This window comes from Wenzhouxiangella marina, from assembly GCF_001187785.1.
GTDB classification, from domain to species: Bacteria; Pseudomonadota; Gammaproteobacteria; order Xanthomonadales; family Wenzhouxiangellaceae; genus Wenzhouxiangella; species Wenzhouxiangella marina.
In genome coordinates, this window is the sequence record NZ_CP012154.1 from 2,477,825 (window position 1) to 2,492,283 (window position 14,459).

The 14,459-nt window shown below is 67.5% G+C and carries 15 protein-coding genes; 8 read left to right on the forward strand and 7 right to left on the reverse strand.

Annotated elements, in window-relative coordinates; translation table 11 throughout:
* Window positions 1–5 precede the first annotated feature (5 nt).
* A complete protein-coding gene (locus tag WM2015_RS10585) occupies window positions 6–764 on the reverse strand; it encodes an SIMPL domain-containing protein (protein ID WP_169751153.1) in 759 nt (252 codons plus the stop codon).
* Window positions 765–865: 101 nt separating this feature from the next.
* On the opposite strand from WM2015_RS10585, the gene WM2015_RS10590 reads away from it, so the two are divergent.
* From WM2015_RS10590 to WM2015_RS10600, 3 genes are all read left to right on the forward strand, one after another.
* Window positions 866–3,157, forward strand: coding sequence for a copper-transporting P-type ATPase (locus tag WM2015_RS10590; RefSeq protein WP_245609758.1), 2,292 nt, complete (start codon window positions 866–868; stop codon window positions 3,155–3,157).
* 120 nt (window positions 3,158–3,277) lie between these two features.
* The gene (locus tag WM2015_RS10595; protein WP_049726018.1) at window positions 3,278–3,967 is read left to right on the forward strand and encodes a DUF4097 family beta strand repeat-containing protein; all 690 of its coding nucleotides are present in this window, start codon (window positions 3,278–3,280) and stop codon (window positions 3,965–3,967) included.
* 48 nt (window positions 3,968–4,015) lie between these two features.
* Window positions 4,016–4,627 carry a DUF4126 domain-containing protein gene (locus tag WM2015_RS10600; protein WP_169751154.1) on the forward strand — a complete coding sequence of 204 codons (612 nt, stop codon included), beginning with the start codon at window positions 4,016–4,018 and terminating at the stop codon, window positions 4,625–4,627.
* Window positions 4,628–4,642: 15 nt separating this feature from the next.
* Here WM2015_RS10600 and WM2015_RS10605 read toward each other — a convergent pair whose 3' ends face one another.
* On the reverse strand, window positions 4,643–5,257 hold the full coding sequence (locus WM2015_RS10605; RefSeq protein ID WP_049726019.1) for a cytochrome b/b6 domain-containing protein: 615 nt from the start codon (window positions 5,255–5,257) through the stop codon (window positions 4,643–4,645).
* Window positions 5,258–5,385: 128 nt separating this feature from the next.
* Here WM2015_RS10605 and WM2015_RS10610 point away from each other — a divergent pair, with 128 nt between their 5' ends.
* Window positions 5,386–5,949 carry a helix-turn-helix transcriptional regulator gene (locus WM2015_RS10610; protein ID WP_049726020.1) on the forward strand — a complete coding sequence of 188 codons (564 nt, stop codon included), beginning with the start codon at window positions 5,386–5,388 and terminating at the stop codon, window positions 5,947–5,949.
* Window positions 5,950–5,962: 13 nt separating this feature from the next.
* On the opposite strand, the gene WM2015_RS10615 is transcribed toward WM2015_RS10610, so the two are convergent.
* A complete protein-coding gene (locus tag WM2015_RS10615) occupies window positions 5,963–6,820 on the reverse strand; it encodes an alpha/beta hydrolase (protein WP_169751155.1) in 858 nt (285 codons plus the stop codon).
* 70 nt (window positions 6,821–6,890) lie between these two features.
* Window positions 6,891–7,475 carry a beta-class carbonic anhydrase gene (locus tag WM2015_RS10620; protein ID WP_049726022.1) on the reverse strand — a complete coding sequence of 195 codons (585 nt, stop codon included), beginning with the start codon at window positions 7,473–7,475 and terminating at the stop codon, window positions 6,891–6,893.
* 194 nt (window positions 7,476–7,669) lie between these two features.
* Between WM2015_RS10620 and thrC the strand changes: the two genes are divergently transcribed.
* On the forward strand, window positions 7,670–9,004 hold the full coding sequence (gene thrC / locus WM2015_RS10625) for a threonine synthase (protein WP_211260923.1): 1,335 nt from the start codon (window positions 7,670–7,672) through the stop codon (window positions 9,002–9,004).
* 28 nt (window positions 9,005–9,032) lie between these two features.
* Here the strand turns inward: thrC and WM2015_RS10630 are convergent, their stop codons facing one another.
* Both WM2015_RS10630 and WM2015_RS10635 read right to left on the reverse strand, forming a co-directional pair.
* Entirely contained in the window at window positions 9,033–10,109 is a 1,077-nt protein-coding gene (locus WM2015_RS10630; RefSeq protein WP_156201091.1) for a hypothetical protein, read from the reverse strand.
* A 35-nt stretch (window positions 10,110–10,144) separates the two neighbouring features.
* Complete coding sequence (locus WM2015_RS10635) at window positions 10,145–11,077, reverse strand: alpha/beta hydrolase (RefSeq protein ID WP_169751156.1); 933 nt, start codon at window positions 11,075–11,077, stop codon at window positions 10,145–10,147.
* Window positions 11,078–11,161: 84 nt separating this feature from the next.
* On the opposite strand from WM2015_RS10635, the gene WM2015_RS10640 reads away from it, so the two are divergent.
* Window positions 11,162–11,434: a DUF2089 domain-containing protein gene (locus tag WM2015_RS10640; protein ID WP_049726025.1), complete on the forward strand. Its 273-nt coding sequence runs from the start codon at window positions 11,162–11,164 to the stop codon at window positions 11,432–11,434.
* Window positions 11,431–12,045, forward strand: a complete 615-nt coding sequence (locus tag WM2015_RS10645) for a hypothetical protein (protein WP_049726026.1) — start codon at window positions 11,431–11,433, stop codon at window positions 12,043–12,045. Before WM2015_RS10640 ends, WM2015_RS10645 begins: the two co-directional genes overlap by 4 nt.
* A 21-nt stretch (window positions 12,046–12,066) precedes the next feature.
* On the opposite strand, the gene WM2015_RS10650 is transcribed toward WM2015_RS10645, so the two are convergent.
* Complete coding sequence (locus WM2015_RS10650; protein ID WP_049726027.1) at window positions 12,067–12,642, reverse strand: NnrU family protein; 576 nt, start codon at window positions 12,640–12,642, stop codon at window positions 12,067–12,069.
* A gap of 113 nt (window positions 12,643–12,755) precedes the next feature.
* Between WM2015_RS10650 and hutU the strand changes: the two genes are divergently transcribed.
* Complete coding sequence (gene hutU, locus WM2015_RS10655) at window positions 12,756–14,429, forward strand: urocanate hydratase (RefSeq protein WP_049726028.1); 1,674 nt, start codon at window positions 12,756–12,758, stop codon at window positions 14,427–14,429.
* Window positions 14,430–14,459 lie beyond the last annotated feature (30 nt).

Below are 14,459 nucleotides of genomic sequence, written 5' to 3' on the forward strand. Positions count from 1 at the left end.
TCAGTTCAGTCGTCCGAGCTGCCGCCCTTCAGAAGAAACACGACATAGACGGTGGCCTGCGCTTCCAGGGCGTCGGGCTCGAACATCGGCGGTGCGGCTTCCATTCGACTGCTGGTGGTGTAGATCCCATCACCCCCACCGGCCATCGAGGACGAGGCGAAGCTCCGGGACGGGACCAGCAAGCGCGCCTCGACCTGGCGCAGATCGAACTCGGTGATCGAATGCAGCGAGCCCAGCTCGGCCCCGCCGCGCTCGGCCAGGCGTTCCGCCCGGGCACGCGCATCATCGATGGCCGCCAGCTGGGCCGCGTCCTTGGCCGCCTCGGGGTCGCGAACGGTGAAACGCGCGCTCAAGGATTCCACGACGTCGGCGCGGACGATGTCGGCGTAGTCGAGGTGGTAGGTCTCCATGTTCGAAAGCTGGATCTCGACCTCGCGGCTGACCCGGTAGCCGACGAACACGTTCTCACCGTTCCGATACTCGTACTGTCGATCGACGGTCGGCATCGAGGCGCGCAGGTCCTCGCGCTCGACGCCGAGGGAGCGGGCCAGCTCGACCAGTTCGGCGGAGCGATCCTCGACCTGCTGCGAGGCCACCACGACCTGGGGATCCGTGGCGCTGATGCGACCGGACAGCACCAGCAGCTCGGGCACGAGCGGCACCCGCGCACTGCCCTGGACATAGACGTGCGGCACCGAAGGGAGATTGCCCTGGGCCATCAGGGGCGAGGCAAGCAGCAACAAGGAGAGAGCAAGAAGGCGCATGGGAGACTCCGAATTCGGGCCGTCGGGCCAGGTGAACAGGCCTTGAATGATACGCTTCTCAAGAACGGGGGCCGCGCCGCACACCATCTTTCGAGGTCGCCATGAGCGAACAGGGACACCACTGCTGCCACTCGAAGCCCGACGGAGCACCTTCGCCGGCCCCGTCGAGCAACGCCGCCTATTACTGCCCCATGTGCCCCGGCGTCGAGTCGGATCATCCCGACAGCTGCCCGCACTGCGGCATGGCCCTGGAGCACAATCCGGCGGCTGCGCTGGAGAAGACCGAATACACCTGCCCGATGCACCCCGAAATCGTCCGCGACGCCCCGGGCGACTGCCCGATCTGCGGCATGGCCCTGGAAGCCCGCACCGTCACCCTGGACGAACCACCCAACCCGGAGCTCGACAGCATGCAGCGGCGCTTCTGGGTGAGCCTGCCCTTGTCGGCGATCGTCCTGTTCCTGGCGATGGGCAAGATGATCTGGCCTGGCCTTGGAGACCTCATCCCGCATCGCATCGGGCTCTGGCTGGAACTGGCCTTCGCCAGTCCCGTCGTGCTCTGGGCCGGCTGGCCCTTCTTCCAGCGCGGCTGGACCTCGATCCGGACCTGGAAGCTCAACATGTTCACCCTCATCGCCCTGGGCGTGGCGGTGTCCTATGGCTACAGCGTGGTGGCGGTGCTCGCGCCGGGCCTGTTCCCGCCCGGCCTGGCGAATGCTCACGGCGCCGTCGGCGTCTACTTCGAAGCCGCCGCCGTGATCGTCGCCCTGGTCCTCCTCGGCCAGGTGCTGGAACTCAAGGCCCGGTCGAACACCAGCCAGGCGATCCGCGCCCTCCTCGGCCTGGCGCCGAAGACCGCCCGCCGCCTCGACGACAGCGGTGATGAACACGAAGTCCCGCTCAGCGAGGTCCAGGTCGGCGATCGCCTGCGCGTGCGTCCGGGCGAGAAGATTCCAGTGGATGGAACGGTCAGCGAGGGTCGCTCGAACGTCGATGAATCGATGATCAGCGGCGAAGCCGTGCCGGTGGAGAAGGCCCCGGGTGATCGCGTGCTCGGGGCGACCGTCAACGCCCGCGGCAGCCTGATCATCGAGGCCACCCAGGTCGGCCAGGATACGGTGCTCGCCCGGATCGTCCGCATGGTCTCCGAAGCCCAGCGCTCGCGTGCCCCGATCCAGAAGCTGGCCGATCGGGTCGCGGCCTGGTTCGTGCCGGCGGTCGTTGCCGCGGCCGCTCTGAGCTTCGTCATCTGGCTGAGCGTCGGACCCGAGCCCGCCCTGGCCTATGCCCTGGTCAACGCCGTGGCCGTGCTGATCATCGCCTGCCCCTGCGCCCTGGGCCTGGCCACGCCGATGTCGATCATGGTCGCCAGCGGACGCGGTGCCCGAATGGGCGTGCTGTTCCGCAATGCCGAGGCGATCGAGGTCCTCCAGTCCGTCGACACCCTCGTCGTCGACAAGACCGGCACCCTGACCGAGGGCCGCCCTGGCCTGACGAGCATCGAGGCGGTCGCTTCGCTCGACGAGGGCGAACTCCTGTCCGTCCTGGCGTCCCTGGAACGAGCCAGCGAACACCCGCTGGCCGAAGCCATCGTTCGCGCCGCCGACGAACGCGGCCTCGAGATCCGACCCATCGAGGACTTCGAGTCGCTCACCGGCGAAGGCGTCACCGGTCGCCTGGACGGACGGGCGGTGGCGCTCGGCAACCGCCGTCTGATGGCCCGCCTCGAGGTCGATATCGATGCGCTCGAGACCCACGCCGAGGCCCTGCGTAGAAAGGGAGAGACCGCCATGTTCGCGGCCCTGGACGGGCAGGCCGCCGGATTGATCGGCGTCAGCGACCCGATCAAGGCCAGCACGCGCGAGGCGATCGAGGCCCTGAAATCCGAAGGCCTGCGGATCGTGATGCTCACCGGCGACAGCGAGACCACGGCCCGAGCCGTGGCGTCGGAGCTCGGCATCCGCGAGGTACTGGCCGAGGTCGCGCCGGAAGACAAGGACGAACAGATCCAGCGATTGCAGGCCTCGGGTCGGACCGTCGCCATGGCCGGCGACGGCATCAACGACGCACCGGCCCTGGCCCGGGCCGAGGTCGGCATCGCCATGGGCACGGGCACGGACGTGGCCATGGAGGCGGCCGGCGTGACCCTGATCAAGGGGGACCTCCGGGGCATCGTTCGCGCCCGCCGCCTGTCACGGGCCACCCTGGGCAACATCCGCCAGAACCTGTTCTTCGCCTTCGCCTACAACGCCCTCGGCGTGCCCCTGGCCGCCGGCCTGCTCTACCCCTTCTTCGGCCTGCTGCTCAGCCCCATGTTCGCCGCGGCGGCGATGAGCCTGAGTTCCGTGTCGGTGATCGGCAACGCGCTGAGATTGGGCCGCCTTCGACTCTAGCACGTCACCAGAGACGCCTGAGAACAGCCATGCTCGGCCGATATGGCTTCTGGCACTGGCCCGGGGGCAGGCGGACTGGCAGACTCGAAGCCGATTCCAACAACCATCCGGGAGACCATCGTGCCCACGCCCAACGGATTTCATCAGGCTCTGCTGGCTCTGCTGGTAGTCAGCGTCGCCACCGCCTGCCAGTACGGCGAGCCGCCGATCCAGGACACCCGCGAACTGAGCATCGAGGTGCCCGAGGGGGCGGCCCTGAGCATCGATGCCGGCGCCGGCTTCCTGATCATCGAAGGCAGCGACACGACGCGCCAGGTGTCGGTCAGCGCCGATGTCCGCCAACACACGGCCAACGACGACTACCGCCTGGAATTGAGCATCGACGAGGCCGGGCAGATTCAGCTCGTGGCCCACGGAGGCGATGGCTGGAACAATGACCGCCTCGATCTTCGCCTCCAGGTTCCCCGCTCCCTGACGATCGAGATCGAGGACGGTTCGGGCTCGATCCAGATCCGCAACCTGGCCGCCGCCCTGAGCATCGACGACGGCTCGGGCAGCATCGACGTCAGCCAGGTCAGCGGCGACGTCCGCATCGTCGACGGTTCGGGCAGTATCCGGATCGATCAGGTCGATGGCCAGGTCGACATCGACGACGGCTCGGGCAGCATCGATGTCAGCCAGGTCAGCGGCAAGGTCACGGTCAGCGACGGCAGCGGCAGCATCAACGTCGACGGCGCCGGCGATTTCGAGCTGCTCGATGACGGCAGCGGCAGCGTGAACCTGAACAAGATCCGCTCCGCAGGCGACTGAAGCGACGAGGCCTTGCGTTCATGATCCAGCCCTTCGCAGAATAGGCCCATGATCGACGCCCTGTCCGACATCGGCACCCTGTCCGCCCTGCTCGCCGGCATCAGCCTGAGCGCGGCGGCGGGCCTGCGCGTCTTCATTCCGATCCTGGCCCTCGGCCTGGCCGCGCGCAGCGGCGTCCTCGAGCTCGGCGCGCAGTTCCAGTGGATGGCCTCGGACCCGGTCCTGCTGGTGGTCGGGGTGGCGGCTCTTTTCGAGACCGGCGCCTACTACATCCCCTGGGTCGACAACCTCCTCGATCTGCTGGCCACGCCGGCCGCCCTCGGCGGCGGCACGGTGATCGTGTCCTCCCTGCTGCCGGAGATGGAGCCGGCCGCGCAATGGACCACGGCCGCCCTGCTTGGCGGGGGCTCGGCGGGCATCGTGCAGGCCGCGACGGTCGCCGCCCGCGGTGTGTCCACGGCCACCAGCGGCGGCCTCGGCAACTTCCTCATCGCCAGCGTCGAGGCCATCGGCAGCGTGATCGCCGTGATACTCGCCCTGCTGATTCCCATCGCCTTCGGCCTGCTGGTCATCGTTGGCCTGATCGCCCTGCTCGTCTGGGTGCTCAGGCGGCTCCTGCGGCGCTCAGCCCGCGAGCCTTCGGCCGCGCCCCCGGGCTGAGCCCCGCTCGAGGCCTCAGGGCGCCGGCTTGCGCCCGGTGATCATCGCCCGGACCAGGTTCTCGCCGTGCAGGCGGCTGGACACGAAGACGCCGAGCACGTGCAGCACCACCAGGCCAAGCATCACGTTGACCATGACTTCGTGTGCCTCTTCCCAGAAGTGCTCGTCGGCTGCCCAGAGCGTGGTCGCCGTCGCGTGCTCCGCCTCCGCGACCCAGGCCGCCAGGGGGCCGGCCTGTTCTTCCAGCGCGTAGAGTATGAGGCCCGAGAAGGTCAGACCCAGCATGCAGGCGAGCAACAGCACGATCATGACGCCACCGGCCGGGTTGTGACCGACATAACGCCTGGCCGCACCGCGAGCCAGATCGCGCAGATAGGCCAGCACCACCGCCGGCGAGCGCAGGAAATCACTGAAGCGCGCGTGGCGGGTGCCGACAAGGCCCCAGACGATCCGGAACAGCACGATCGCGATCAGGCTGTAGCCGATCCACACGTGCAGCGAGAGCCATTCGTCTTCCATCACGTAGTTGGTGAAGAAGCCGACCACCAGCAGCCAGTGACCGATCCGGACGATCGGATCCCAGACACGCTGTTCGCCGTTGGCCTCGATGGAGTCCCTTGCCTTGTTCATCGCATGACACCTTGCGTTTGACCTGCTGCCATGGTGACGAAATGTTCCGGGCGGTAGAATCCGGCAGATGACATAGCGGACCCAGCCCGCTGGTCATGCGCCCCTGGACCCACTGAACGAGCCTGCCTATGTCGAATGACAGTCAAGTCCCCGGACGCGCCGGCCTGTTCCTGGTGATCTTCGGCCTGATCGCCATCCTCATCGCCTGGGACCTGGTCGCCGATCATGCCCAGGGCGTCGATCACCTGCACGTTGCCATCGAGCTGGCCCTGCTGATCCTGAGCGCGACCATGTTCGCCCACGTCCTGCGCCAGGTCCTGCGCAGCCGGCGCAAGCTTCGCGTATTGAACCAACGGCTGGACTCGGCTCAAGCCGAATCGCAGCGCTGGCGCGCGTCCTACCAGGGCACGCTCCAGGGCCTGAGTACTGCGATCCAGGCGCAGTTCGGGAGCTGGCAGTTGAGTCCGGCGGAATCCGAAATCGCCCTGCTGCTGCTCAAGGGACTGAGCCTGAAGGAGATCGCCGCCCTGCGCGAGACCGGCGAGCGCACGGTGCGCGAGCAGGCACGCGCGGTCTACCGCAAGGCCGGCCTGGCCGGTCGCTCTGAACTGTCCGCGTTCTTTCTGGAAGACCTGCTGCTGCCCCGCGCCGATCAGAGCCGGAGCAAGGACCCTTCACACCCCGCCGACTGAGCAGGGCAGGACTTCAGGGCGGGCAGGCCTCGCCCGCCGCCGTCCACCAGGCCATGGCGCGCCGGTAGGCCTCGGGGGCGGAGGAGGCGTGGTAGTGGCCCTCCAGCCATTCGAGTTCGAGCGCGAGATGATCCGAGCCCCGAGTCTGCCAGGCGGCCAGCCAGTCAGCCAGGGGCTGGCTCAGGGACGCCATTTCTTCCGACGAACGGGTGATCATCAGGGGCACGGCCGACGCCGCCTCGGCGGGCTCGAGTTCGATGAAGTAGTCGAGGTTCCGGTGCAGGGCCGGGTTGATGGACAGGTAGGCCGAGAACAGCTCGGGCCGAGTCAGGGCCGTGAGCAGGGTGAACTGCCCGCCCAGGGACTGACCGACGACAAGACTGCGATCGGCGTCGACGCGAAACTTCCCTTCGATCTCCGGCAGCAGCTCCTCGGCCAGGAAGTCCTGATAGGCGAAGGCACCGCCGTAGTACTCGGGCTCCGGCGCCGGCGCCGTGTAGTCCGTCGAGCGCAGGTTGCCGTTGGCGTAGCCGAGGCCGCCGTAGGAGATGCCCACCATGACCACCGGCGGCGCCTGCTCGTCGATCTCCAGCATCAGCTGGTAGGGGCTCAGCATCGGAAAGAGAATGCCGCCGTCGAGGAGGTAGACCACGGGCCAGTCGCAGGCGCGCGCCTGGTAGTCCTGCGGCAGGCGCACATAGACATGGAAATCACGCCCGAGGGTGGCCGAGCTGATCGTGAACTGCTCGATCGGCCCCATGCCGAACAATCGCTCCAACGATTCATCTGGCGATGGCGTGCTGGCGCAGGCGGTCAACAGAGCGAACAGCAGGCCGCTGAGTATCCAGCGACCGGGTTTCGAAAACGTCATGGCGGGTCGCCTGATCAGGGTCGAGGCCAGCATTGTCCCGCGGGCCTCGATCCGGCGCAAACGGTTCGGTTCAGGCCGCGGCGCGCACCCCGGACCGCGCCTCGGGCACTTCGACCAGACGGCCGCTCTTGCAGTCATAGATGTAGCCGTGGATGGGGAGGTCTGCGGGCACCAGCGGGCTCGAGCGGATGCGCTGGACGTCTTCGATCACGCTTCGAGCGTTGTCCTTGAAGCTCAGCCAGTTGATGTAGCGTCCTTCCGTCGACCCGCCGCCGGTGCCGGGATCCTGCCAGCCCTGCTCGCTCAGGCTCGCCGTTTCCAGGCTGCTGGCGAGCAGCTCGGCCATGGTGTCGTTGTCGAACAGTTCCATACCGCAGTCCGTGTGATGGATCACGAACCACTCGCGCGTGCCCAGCAGCTTGTAGGAAATCACCAGGGATCGGATCGCGTCGTCGCTGGCGCGGCCGCCGGCATTACGGATCACGTGGGCATCGCCCTCGGCCAGGCCGGCGTACTTGGCCGGGTCGAGGCGCGCGTCCATGCAGGTCAGGATGGCGAAGCGCCGGGCCGGCGGCAGGGGCAGTTCGGACTTGTCGCCGAACTCGGCGGCGTAGGCCGCATTGGCGGCGAGGACTTCATCGAGGATCTGGCTCATCGGGGGCTCCGTGTAGTCATGGCTTCGGGATCGCGGCAAGACATCCACCGCAGACTGACAGGCAAGACTAGACGACCGCTATCACGGCCGGTAGAACGCTTCGGACTTTGCTTATGCCGAAGCCCCAGGGAATACAGGGCGAGCCCGAGGGCCGCAACCGGACCCGCTTGGCAGGCCAGGCATTTGCGTCGACAATGGCCTTCAAGCCGAACATCGATCGTCTCAAGCCCATGCTCTACCCCAGCACCCGAGGACACTGCCCGCCCGTCCGCCTCGATGAGGCCCTGCGCGCCGGACTCGCCCCCGATGGCGGTCTGTATGTACCCGAGCGCATTCCCGGCCTGGAGGCGGCAACGGGCATTCCCGGGCCGGACCTTTCGGCCACGGCAGAACGCGTTCTGGCGCCGTTCTTTGCCGACAGCTCGCTCGCCGAGGATCTGCCCCGGATCACCCGCGAGGCCCTCGACCTGCCCTTGCCGATCGTCGAATTCAATCCGGGCAAGAGCTGGATGCTGGAGTTGTTCCATGGTCCGACGGCGGCGTTCAAGGATTTCGCGGCACGCTTCCTCGCCGCCTGTCTGAGCCGATTGAGAGCAGAACACGAGCCGGTGCAGACCGTCCTTGTCGCCACCTCCGGCGACACGGGCGGCGCCGTGGCCGCCGCCTTCCACCGCCGACCCGGCTTCCGGGTCGTGATCCTCTACCCCGACGGCAAGGTGTCGGCGCGCCAGGCGCACCAGCTCGGCGCCTTCGGCGACAACGTGCACTGCTTTCGGGTGCAGGGCAACTTCGACGACTGCCAGCGCCTGGTCAAGCGCGCCCTGAACACGCCCGAGCTGGCCTCGGCCCTGGCCCTGACCTCGGCCAATTCGATCTCCATCGGCCGCCTCCTGCCCCAGATCAGCTACTACGCTCACAGCGTCAGCCAGCTGTCGGCGCAGATCGCTCAGAAGGTCAACCTCATCATCCCCACGGGCAACCTGGGCAACGCCCTCGGCGCGGTGCTGGCACGGGCCATGGGCATTCCGATCGGCGAGATCCGCCTGGCCACGAATGCCAATCGCACCCTGCCCGACTATTTCGGTGGCGAGGACTATCGCGGCCGGCCCGGCATCGCCACCCTGGCCAATGCCATGGACGTCGGCGACCCGTCCAACTTCGAGCGCCTGGCCTGGCTGTACCGCGAGGCGGACCTGCGCGACAGCGGCATCCACGCCGGAAGCGTGACTGACGAGCAGATCCGCCGCGCGATCCGGCGAGCCTGGAACGAGCAGGGCCTGATGGTCTGCCCGCACACGGCCTGCGCCCTGGAACTGCTCAGACAGCAGCGAGAAGTCGGCGACGATCGACCGTGGATGGTCGCGGCCACGGCGCACGCGGCCAAGTTCGAGAACGTCGTCGAGCCCCTGATCGAGCAGACCATCGAAGCGCCGCCGGCCCTGGCGGCGCTGCTCGAACGTCCAAGCCATGCGGAGGACCTGGAGCCGGACGAGGACGCGCTGGCCACGCGCCTGCGCGCGCTCGCCTGATGGGCGGCGGGCTGAGAACAGAGGTCGATCAGAACTCGAAGCGATCGAGGAAGATCTCGTCGAAGGGGTTGACCGGGCTTCGGACGCAGTCGTAGGTTTCACCGATCCGTGGGCCCGTGTCGAGCACCTCGAAATCCCCCACCTGCACCCCCAGCAGCGACTGGGAATCGACGTTCAGCTCGGCCCAGCTCGTTTCGCTGTGACGATCGCTGGCGAAGGTCAGCGCGATGTTGCCCCCATCGGCCAGGACGATGCCGTAGCGCTGCATGGTCCGCAGGATCACCTGCTCGGCCGGATTGTAGGCGCTCATGTCGAAGTCCGCTTTCAGGCGCAGGCGCGCCCCATAGGGCACGCTGCCCGACGGCCCCGAGGGACCACCCGCATGACTGGCGGGGCGCACGTAGAGACGGCCCGCCACGCCGCCCAGGGAGGCATCGCTGGCCATCCGACTGTTCGGCAGGATGAAACGGATCGCGTGGCCGAGGTCCGAGCCCGGATCGTCCAGCCGCGCCGCGACCGCATCGGGGTGCACGAGCAGAGGCGCGATGGGAAAGCCGGCGGCATCGGCGCTGGTGCAGTGCTCACCCCGCCCCTCGGGCGGGTAGACCACGTCGAGGTTCCACACCGCCAGGCACTGGGCGCTCAGCACGCCCTGATCGAGATTGCCGGCGAAGACCTCGTAGAGCAGGCTGCCCTGCCGGATCAGCAGGTGGCAGTCGCCACCCGAACAGCTCAGGCCCGTCTGACCCTCGAAAGCGGCGTCCGGCGGCACGGGCACGGGTGTGCCGATCGGTTCGCAATCCGGCAGGTAATACAGCGACGCCGCTGTCACCGGATAGCTCGGTGCGGTGGTATCGGCGTCGGGGTAGTAGTGGATCGAGAAATCGATCTGGAAGCGATCACTATTGCCCCAACCGCCCAGTCCGGCCAGCGTGGAGAGCATGCTGGCCGACTGGGGATGGATCGGCGCGGCGGAGATGTCCTCGTGCCAGACCGCCCCCTGGGGAAACCGTGGCGGTTCCGTGGCCATGGCCTGCACGGCCAGAAGTGCCGGGAGCAAACCGCCCAGCGCGATCCGAACCGCCTTTGCCTGTGTCCGCCGCATGCTTGCTCCGGGGTGGCCTGGCACCAGAGCTCATGCTACTCCACCACCGGCCCTTCGATCCAGTCGGCGATCAACGGCAGCAGCGCCTCATGCAGCGGCAGCGAGGGATCCGTGTAGCTGGGCAGCTGCGCCGGCAAGGCCCCTTCGACGGCCTTGAGCACGTGGTTCATGCCGTCGATCCACTCGGCGCGGTCCGCATGGGCGGCCAGAGCGTCGAAATCCGCCCGACCGACCTGGATGTCGCTGCTGCCGCCGATGACCAGCAGCGGCACGTCGAGCCCGGCCGCCAGCGCTGCCGGATCGATCGCCAGCCACTCGATCAGGTAGGGCTGGATCGAGGGCCGGAACAGGGCCTGCAGCAGCGGCGAGACCTCGTCGACGCGCTGCCCGGATTCCAGCGAGGACAGGACACGCTCGAACTCGACGCCGATCTCGCCGGGTCGACGACCCTCGGTCTGCTCACGCAGGATCACGCCCGCGGGCCGCCCGGCCCCGGCCAGACTGATGACGCTGGCCACCTCGGAACGCATGGCGGCGGCCTTGGCGAACAGGGCACCTTCGCTATGGCCCAGGAGATGAATGCGAAGCTGGGCGTTGCGCGCATGCAGCCAGTCGACCCAGGCCCGCAGGTCCTCGACGTAGACCGAGGGCCGAATCTCCGCCTCGCTGAGCGACGTTCGGCTCTCGCCGGCAAAACGCTTGTCGATGGCCAGCACGGCGATGCCTTCGGCCACCAGGCCCCGGGCCAACAAGCGCAGGCTGTCGTTCTGCATGCCGGGCTGATTGCCGTGTCGATCCGTCGGCCCGCTGCCGGCGTGCAGAATCACCGCCTGTCCAGCACCTTCGGGCCAGTAGAGACTGCCGTACAGCTCGGCGTCGGGACGATCGAGCACCACGGCCTCGGCGGGACGATCGGCCAGCGCCGCGGCGCAGTTCAGGAGCAGCAGGGCGGAAAGGATTCTGTACATGAGCATGTTCCTATCTGAAATATTGATTCGCTTTTTTATCTTGCGGCTTGAATTTTATTTATTCAAGAGTTAATATTTTTCATCATGAAACGCACACCATCGAAATGCCCTTCCTGCGACAGCGAGCTGGCCGTCACCGAACTCCGCTGCCTCGACTGCCAGACCGCCGTCAGCGGCCACTATCGCCTGCCTCCCCTGCTACGACTCGACCCGTCGGATCAGGAATTCGTCGAGGCCTTCGTCCTGAGCTCCGGCAGCCTGAAGGCCATGGCCGGACAGCTGGGCGTCAGCTACCCGACCGTTCGCAACCGCCTCAATGACATCATCGAGCAGATTCGGAAGGAGTCCGAGACATGAAGACCTGGCTGTTCAAACCCTTCGAGAAGGTCGCCGGCGGCGCCTCGCTGGGACTGGGGTTGCTGATCATCGTATCGACCGCGCTCCTCGCCTGGAGCCGAAGCCTGCACACCGATGGCGTACTCGACCTGCATTTCGGTCCCGCCAGTCCGCTCTGGGTGCAATTGAGCCAGGGCCTGATCGCCTGGCTGAGCCTCAGCCTGGTCCTGTGGGCGGCCGGCCTCTGGCTGGGCCGCGGGGGATTCCGCCCCATCGACCTGTTCGGTACCCAGGCCCTGGCGCGCTGGCCGATGCTGGTGGCCGTGGCCTACCTCTCGATCCCGCCGCTACGCGCGGAGATCGAGCGGCGCACCGTCGAACTGATGGCCGCCCTGCCCCAGCCCGGCGAGGGCATGGCCTCCACCGCCTACCTGGCCGACGCGCTCTGGCTGACCGCGCTCAGCGTCCCGATGCTCGTGATGATGGTCTGGATGCTCTGGCTGATGTACCACGGCTACGCCCTGGTCACGGACCAGAAGGGCCAACGTGCCTTCTTCGGCTTCTTCGGCGCGCTGGTGGTGGCCTCGATCCTCGCCAAGGCGCTGATCGCCGGGCTGATGTCGACGCTCTGACTGGGCCTCGATCGAGGGGGATCAGCCCACCGCCGGCACCCCGATCAGGATCGGGTGCAGCCAGAACGCGAAGGCAACGTACAGGCCGAGACCGCCGACGATGACGATCGGATCGTTGAAGCGCCCGGCCGGCAGCTGCGGCGAGCGGCTCGGCGTGGAACGACGCTTGATCGAGATCCGATCGACCACCGCCCAGGCCAGAAAACCGCCGAACAGCAGCACGTCGGCCAGCATTCCGTTGACCAGTAGATGCCCGAGCGCCCAGGCCTTGACCGCCACGAGCAGGGGATGCTTCAGCGCGCTCTGCACCCGACCCGGCAGGTGCGAGGCCAACAGCGCCGGAAAGACGATCAGCATCAGCAGCATGTTCATGTGGCGCAGGAAGGTCGGCGGCTGGTAGAGCACCACCGGCTCCATCCTGGCCTGCCCGTAGCCGATCACGATCAGGACCAGCCCGGCCAGGGCGAGCAGACTGTACAGGCCCTTGTAGGCGCCCTCTCCCATGGATCCGACCAGGCGGGCTCGGAGCGGCTCGGCGACGATGCGGATCGAATGGGTGCCGAGAAACAGGATCAGGCCGACGATCAGGATGGTCATTGGGAAACTCCTTGGGCTGGGGAACGAAACCTTCCAGGGCTTGAGTGTACGCGGCCCGGCGGGGCCTGGTTGCTATACTTGCCGGCTTGTCGACACGATCTTCGGGAGCCCCCATGAGCCAAGCATCCCCCGCGCCCGCCAGCGCCCCCGTCATCCGCGCCCCGCACGGCAGCCAGCTCAGCTGCCAGGGCTGGCACCAGGAAGCGGCGCTGCGCATGCTGATGAACAATCTCGATCCGGACGTGGCCGAGCGCCCGCAGGATCTGATCGTCTACGGCGGCACGGGCAAGGCCGCGCGAAACTGGGACTGCTACCACGCCATCGTCGCGACCCTGAAGCGGCTCAAGAACGACGAGACCCTGCTGATCCAGTCCGGCAAGCCGGTCGGCGTGGTTCGCACCCATGATGAGGCCCCCCGGGTCCTGATCGCCAACTCCAACCTCGTTCCGCGCTGGGGCAACTGGGACGTGTTTCGCGATCTCGAAGACCGCGGCCTGACCATGTACGGGCAGATGACCGCCGGCTCCTGGATCTACATCGGCTCCCAGGGCATCGTCCAGGGCACCTACGAGACCTTTGCGGAGCTGGCCCGCCAACACTTCGGCGGCTCCCTGGAAGGCAAGCTCACGGTCACCGCCGGCCTCGGCGGGATGGGCGGTGCCCAGCCCCTGGCCGTGACCATGAACAACGGCAACTGCCTGGCCGTTGAAGTCGATGAATGGCGCATCGATCGCCGCGTCGAGACGGGCTACTGCGACGCCAAGGCGAAAAGCCTGGACGCAGCCCTCGATCTGATCGACCAGGCTTCGGGCCCGATCTCCGTCGGCCTGCTCGGTAACATCGCCGAGGTCCTGCCCGAGATGCTCGCACGCGGCATCATCCCGGATGCACTCACCGACCAGACCTCGGCGCACGACCTTCGCCAGGGCTACATTCCCATGGGCTATTCCCTGGACGAGGCGGCCGCCCTGCGTGAGTCCGACCCGAAGACCTACGACGAGAAGGTCCTCGACTCCATGGTCGTGCACGTCGAGACGATGCTCGAGATGCAGAAGCGCGGCGCGATCACCTTCGACTACGGCAACAACCTCCGCGGCCAGGTGGCCGACCACCGTGGCATGGCCAATGCCTTCGACTTCCCCGGCTTCGTGCCCGCCTACATCCGGCCGCTGTTCTGCCGCGGCGCCGGCCCCTTCCGCTGGGCGGCCCTGTCGGGCAACCCGGCGGATATCGCGGCCACCGACCGGGCCATCCTCGAACTGTTCCCGGAAAAGGAGCACCTGCACCGCTGGATTCGTCAGGCCCAGGAGAAGATCCACTTCCAGGGCCTGCCGGCCCGCATCTGCTGGCTGGAGTACGGCGAGCGCGCCGAAGCCGGCGAGAAATTCAACTGGCTGGTCGAAAAGGGTAAGGTCGACGCGCCCATCGTGATCGGCCGCGACCATCTCGACTGCGGTTCCGTGGCCTCGCCGAATCGTGAAACCGAGGCCATGAAGGACGGCTCCGATGCGATCGCCGACTGGCCGATCCTCAATGCCCTGGTCAATACGGCCTGCGGCGCCAGCTGGGTATCGGTCCACCATGGCGGCGGCGTCGGCATCGGCTACTCCCTGCACGCCGGCATGGTCAGCCTGGCCGACGGCACGAAGTCCGGCTACGAGCGTCTCGAACGCGTCCTGACCGCCGACCCGGGCATGGGCGTCTTCCGCCACGTCGACGCCGGCTATGACGAAGCCATCGAGACCGCGCGGGAACGGGGTGTCGACGTGCCGATGCTGCGAGGCTGAAGCCGACCCGCTCCGACACGAGGCCCGCTG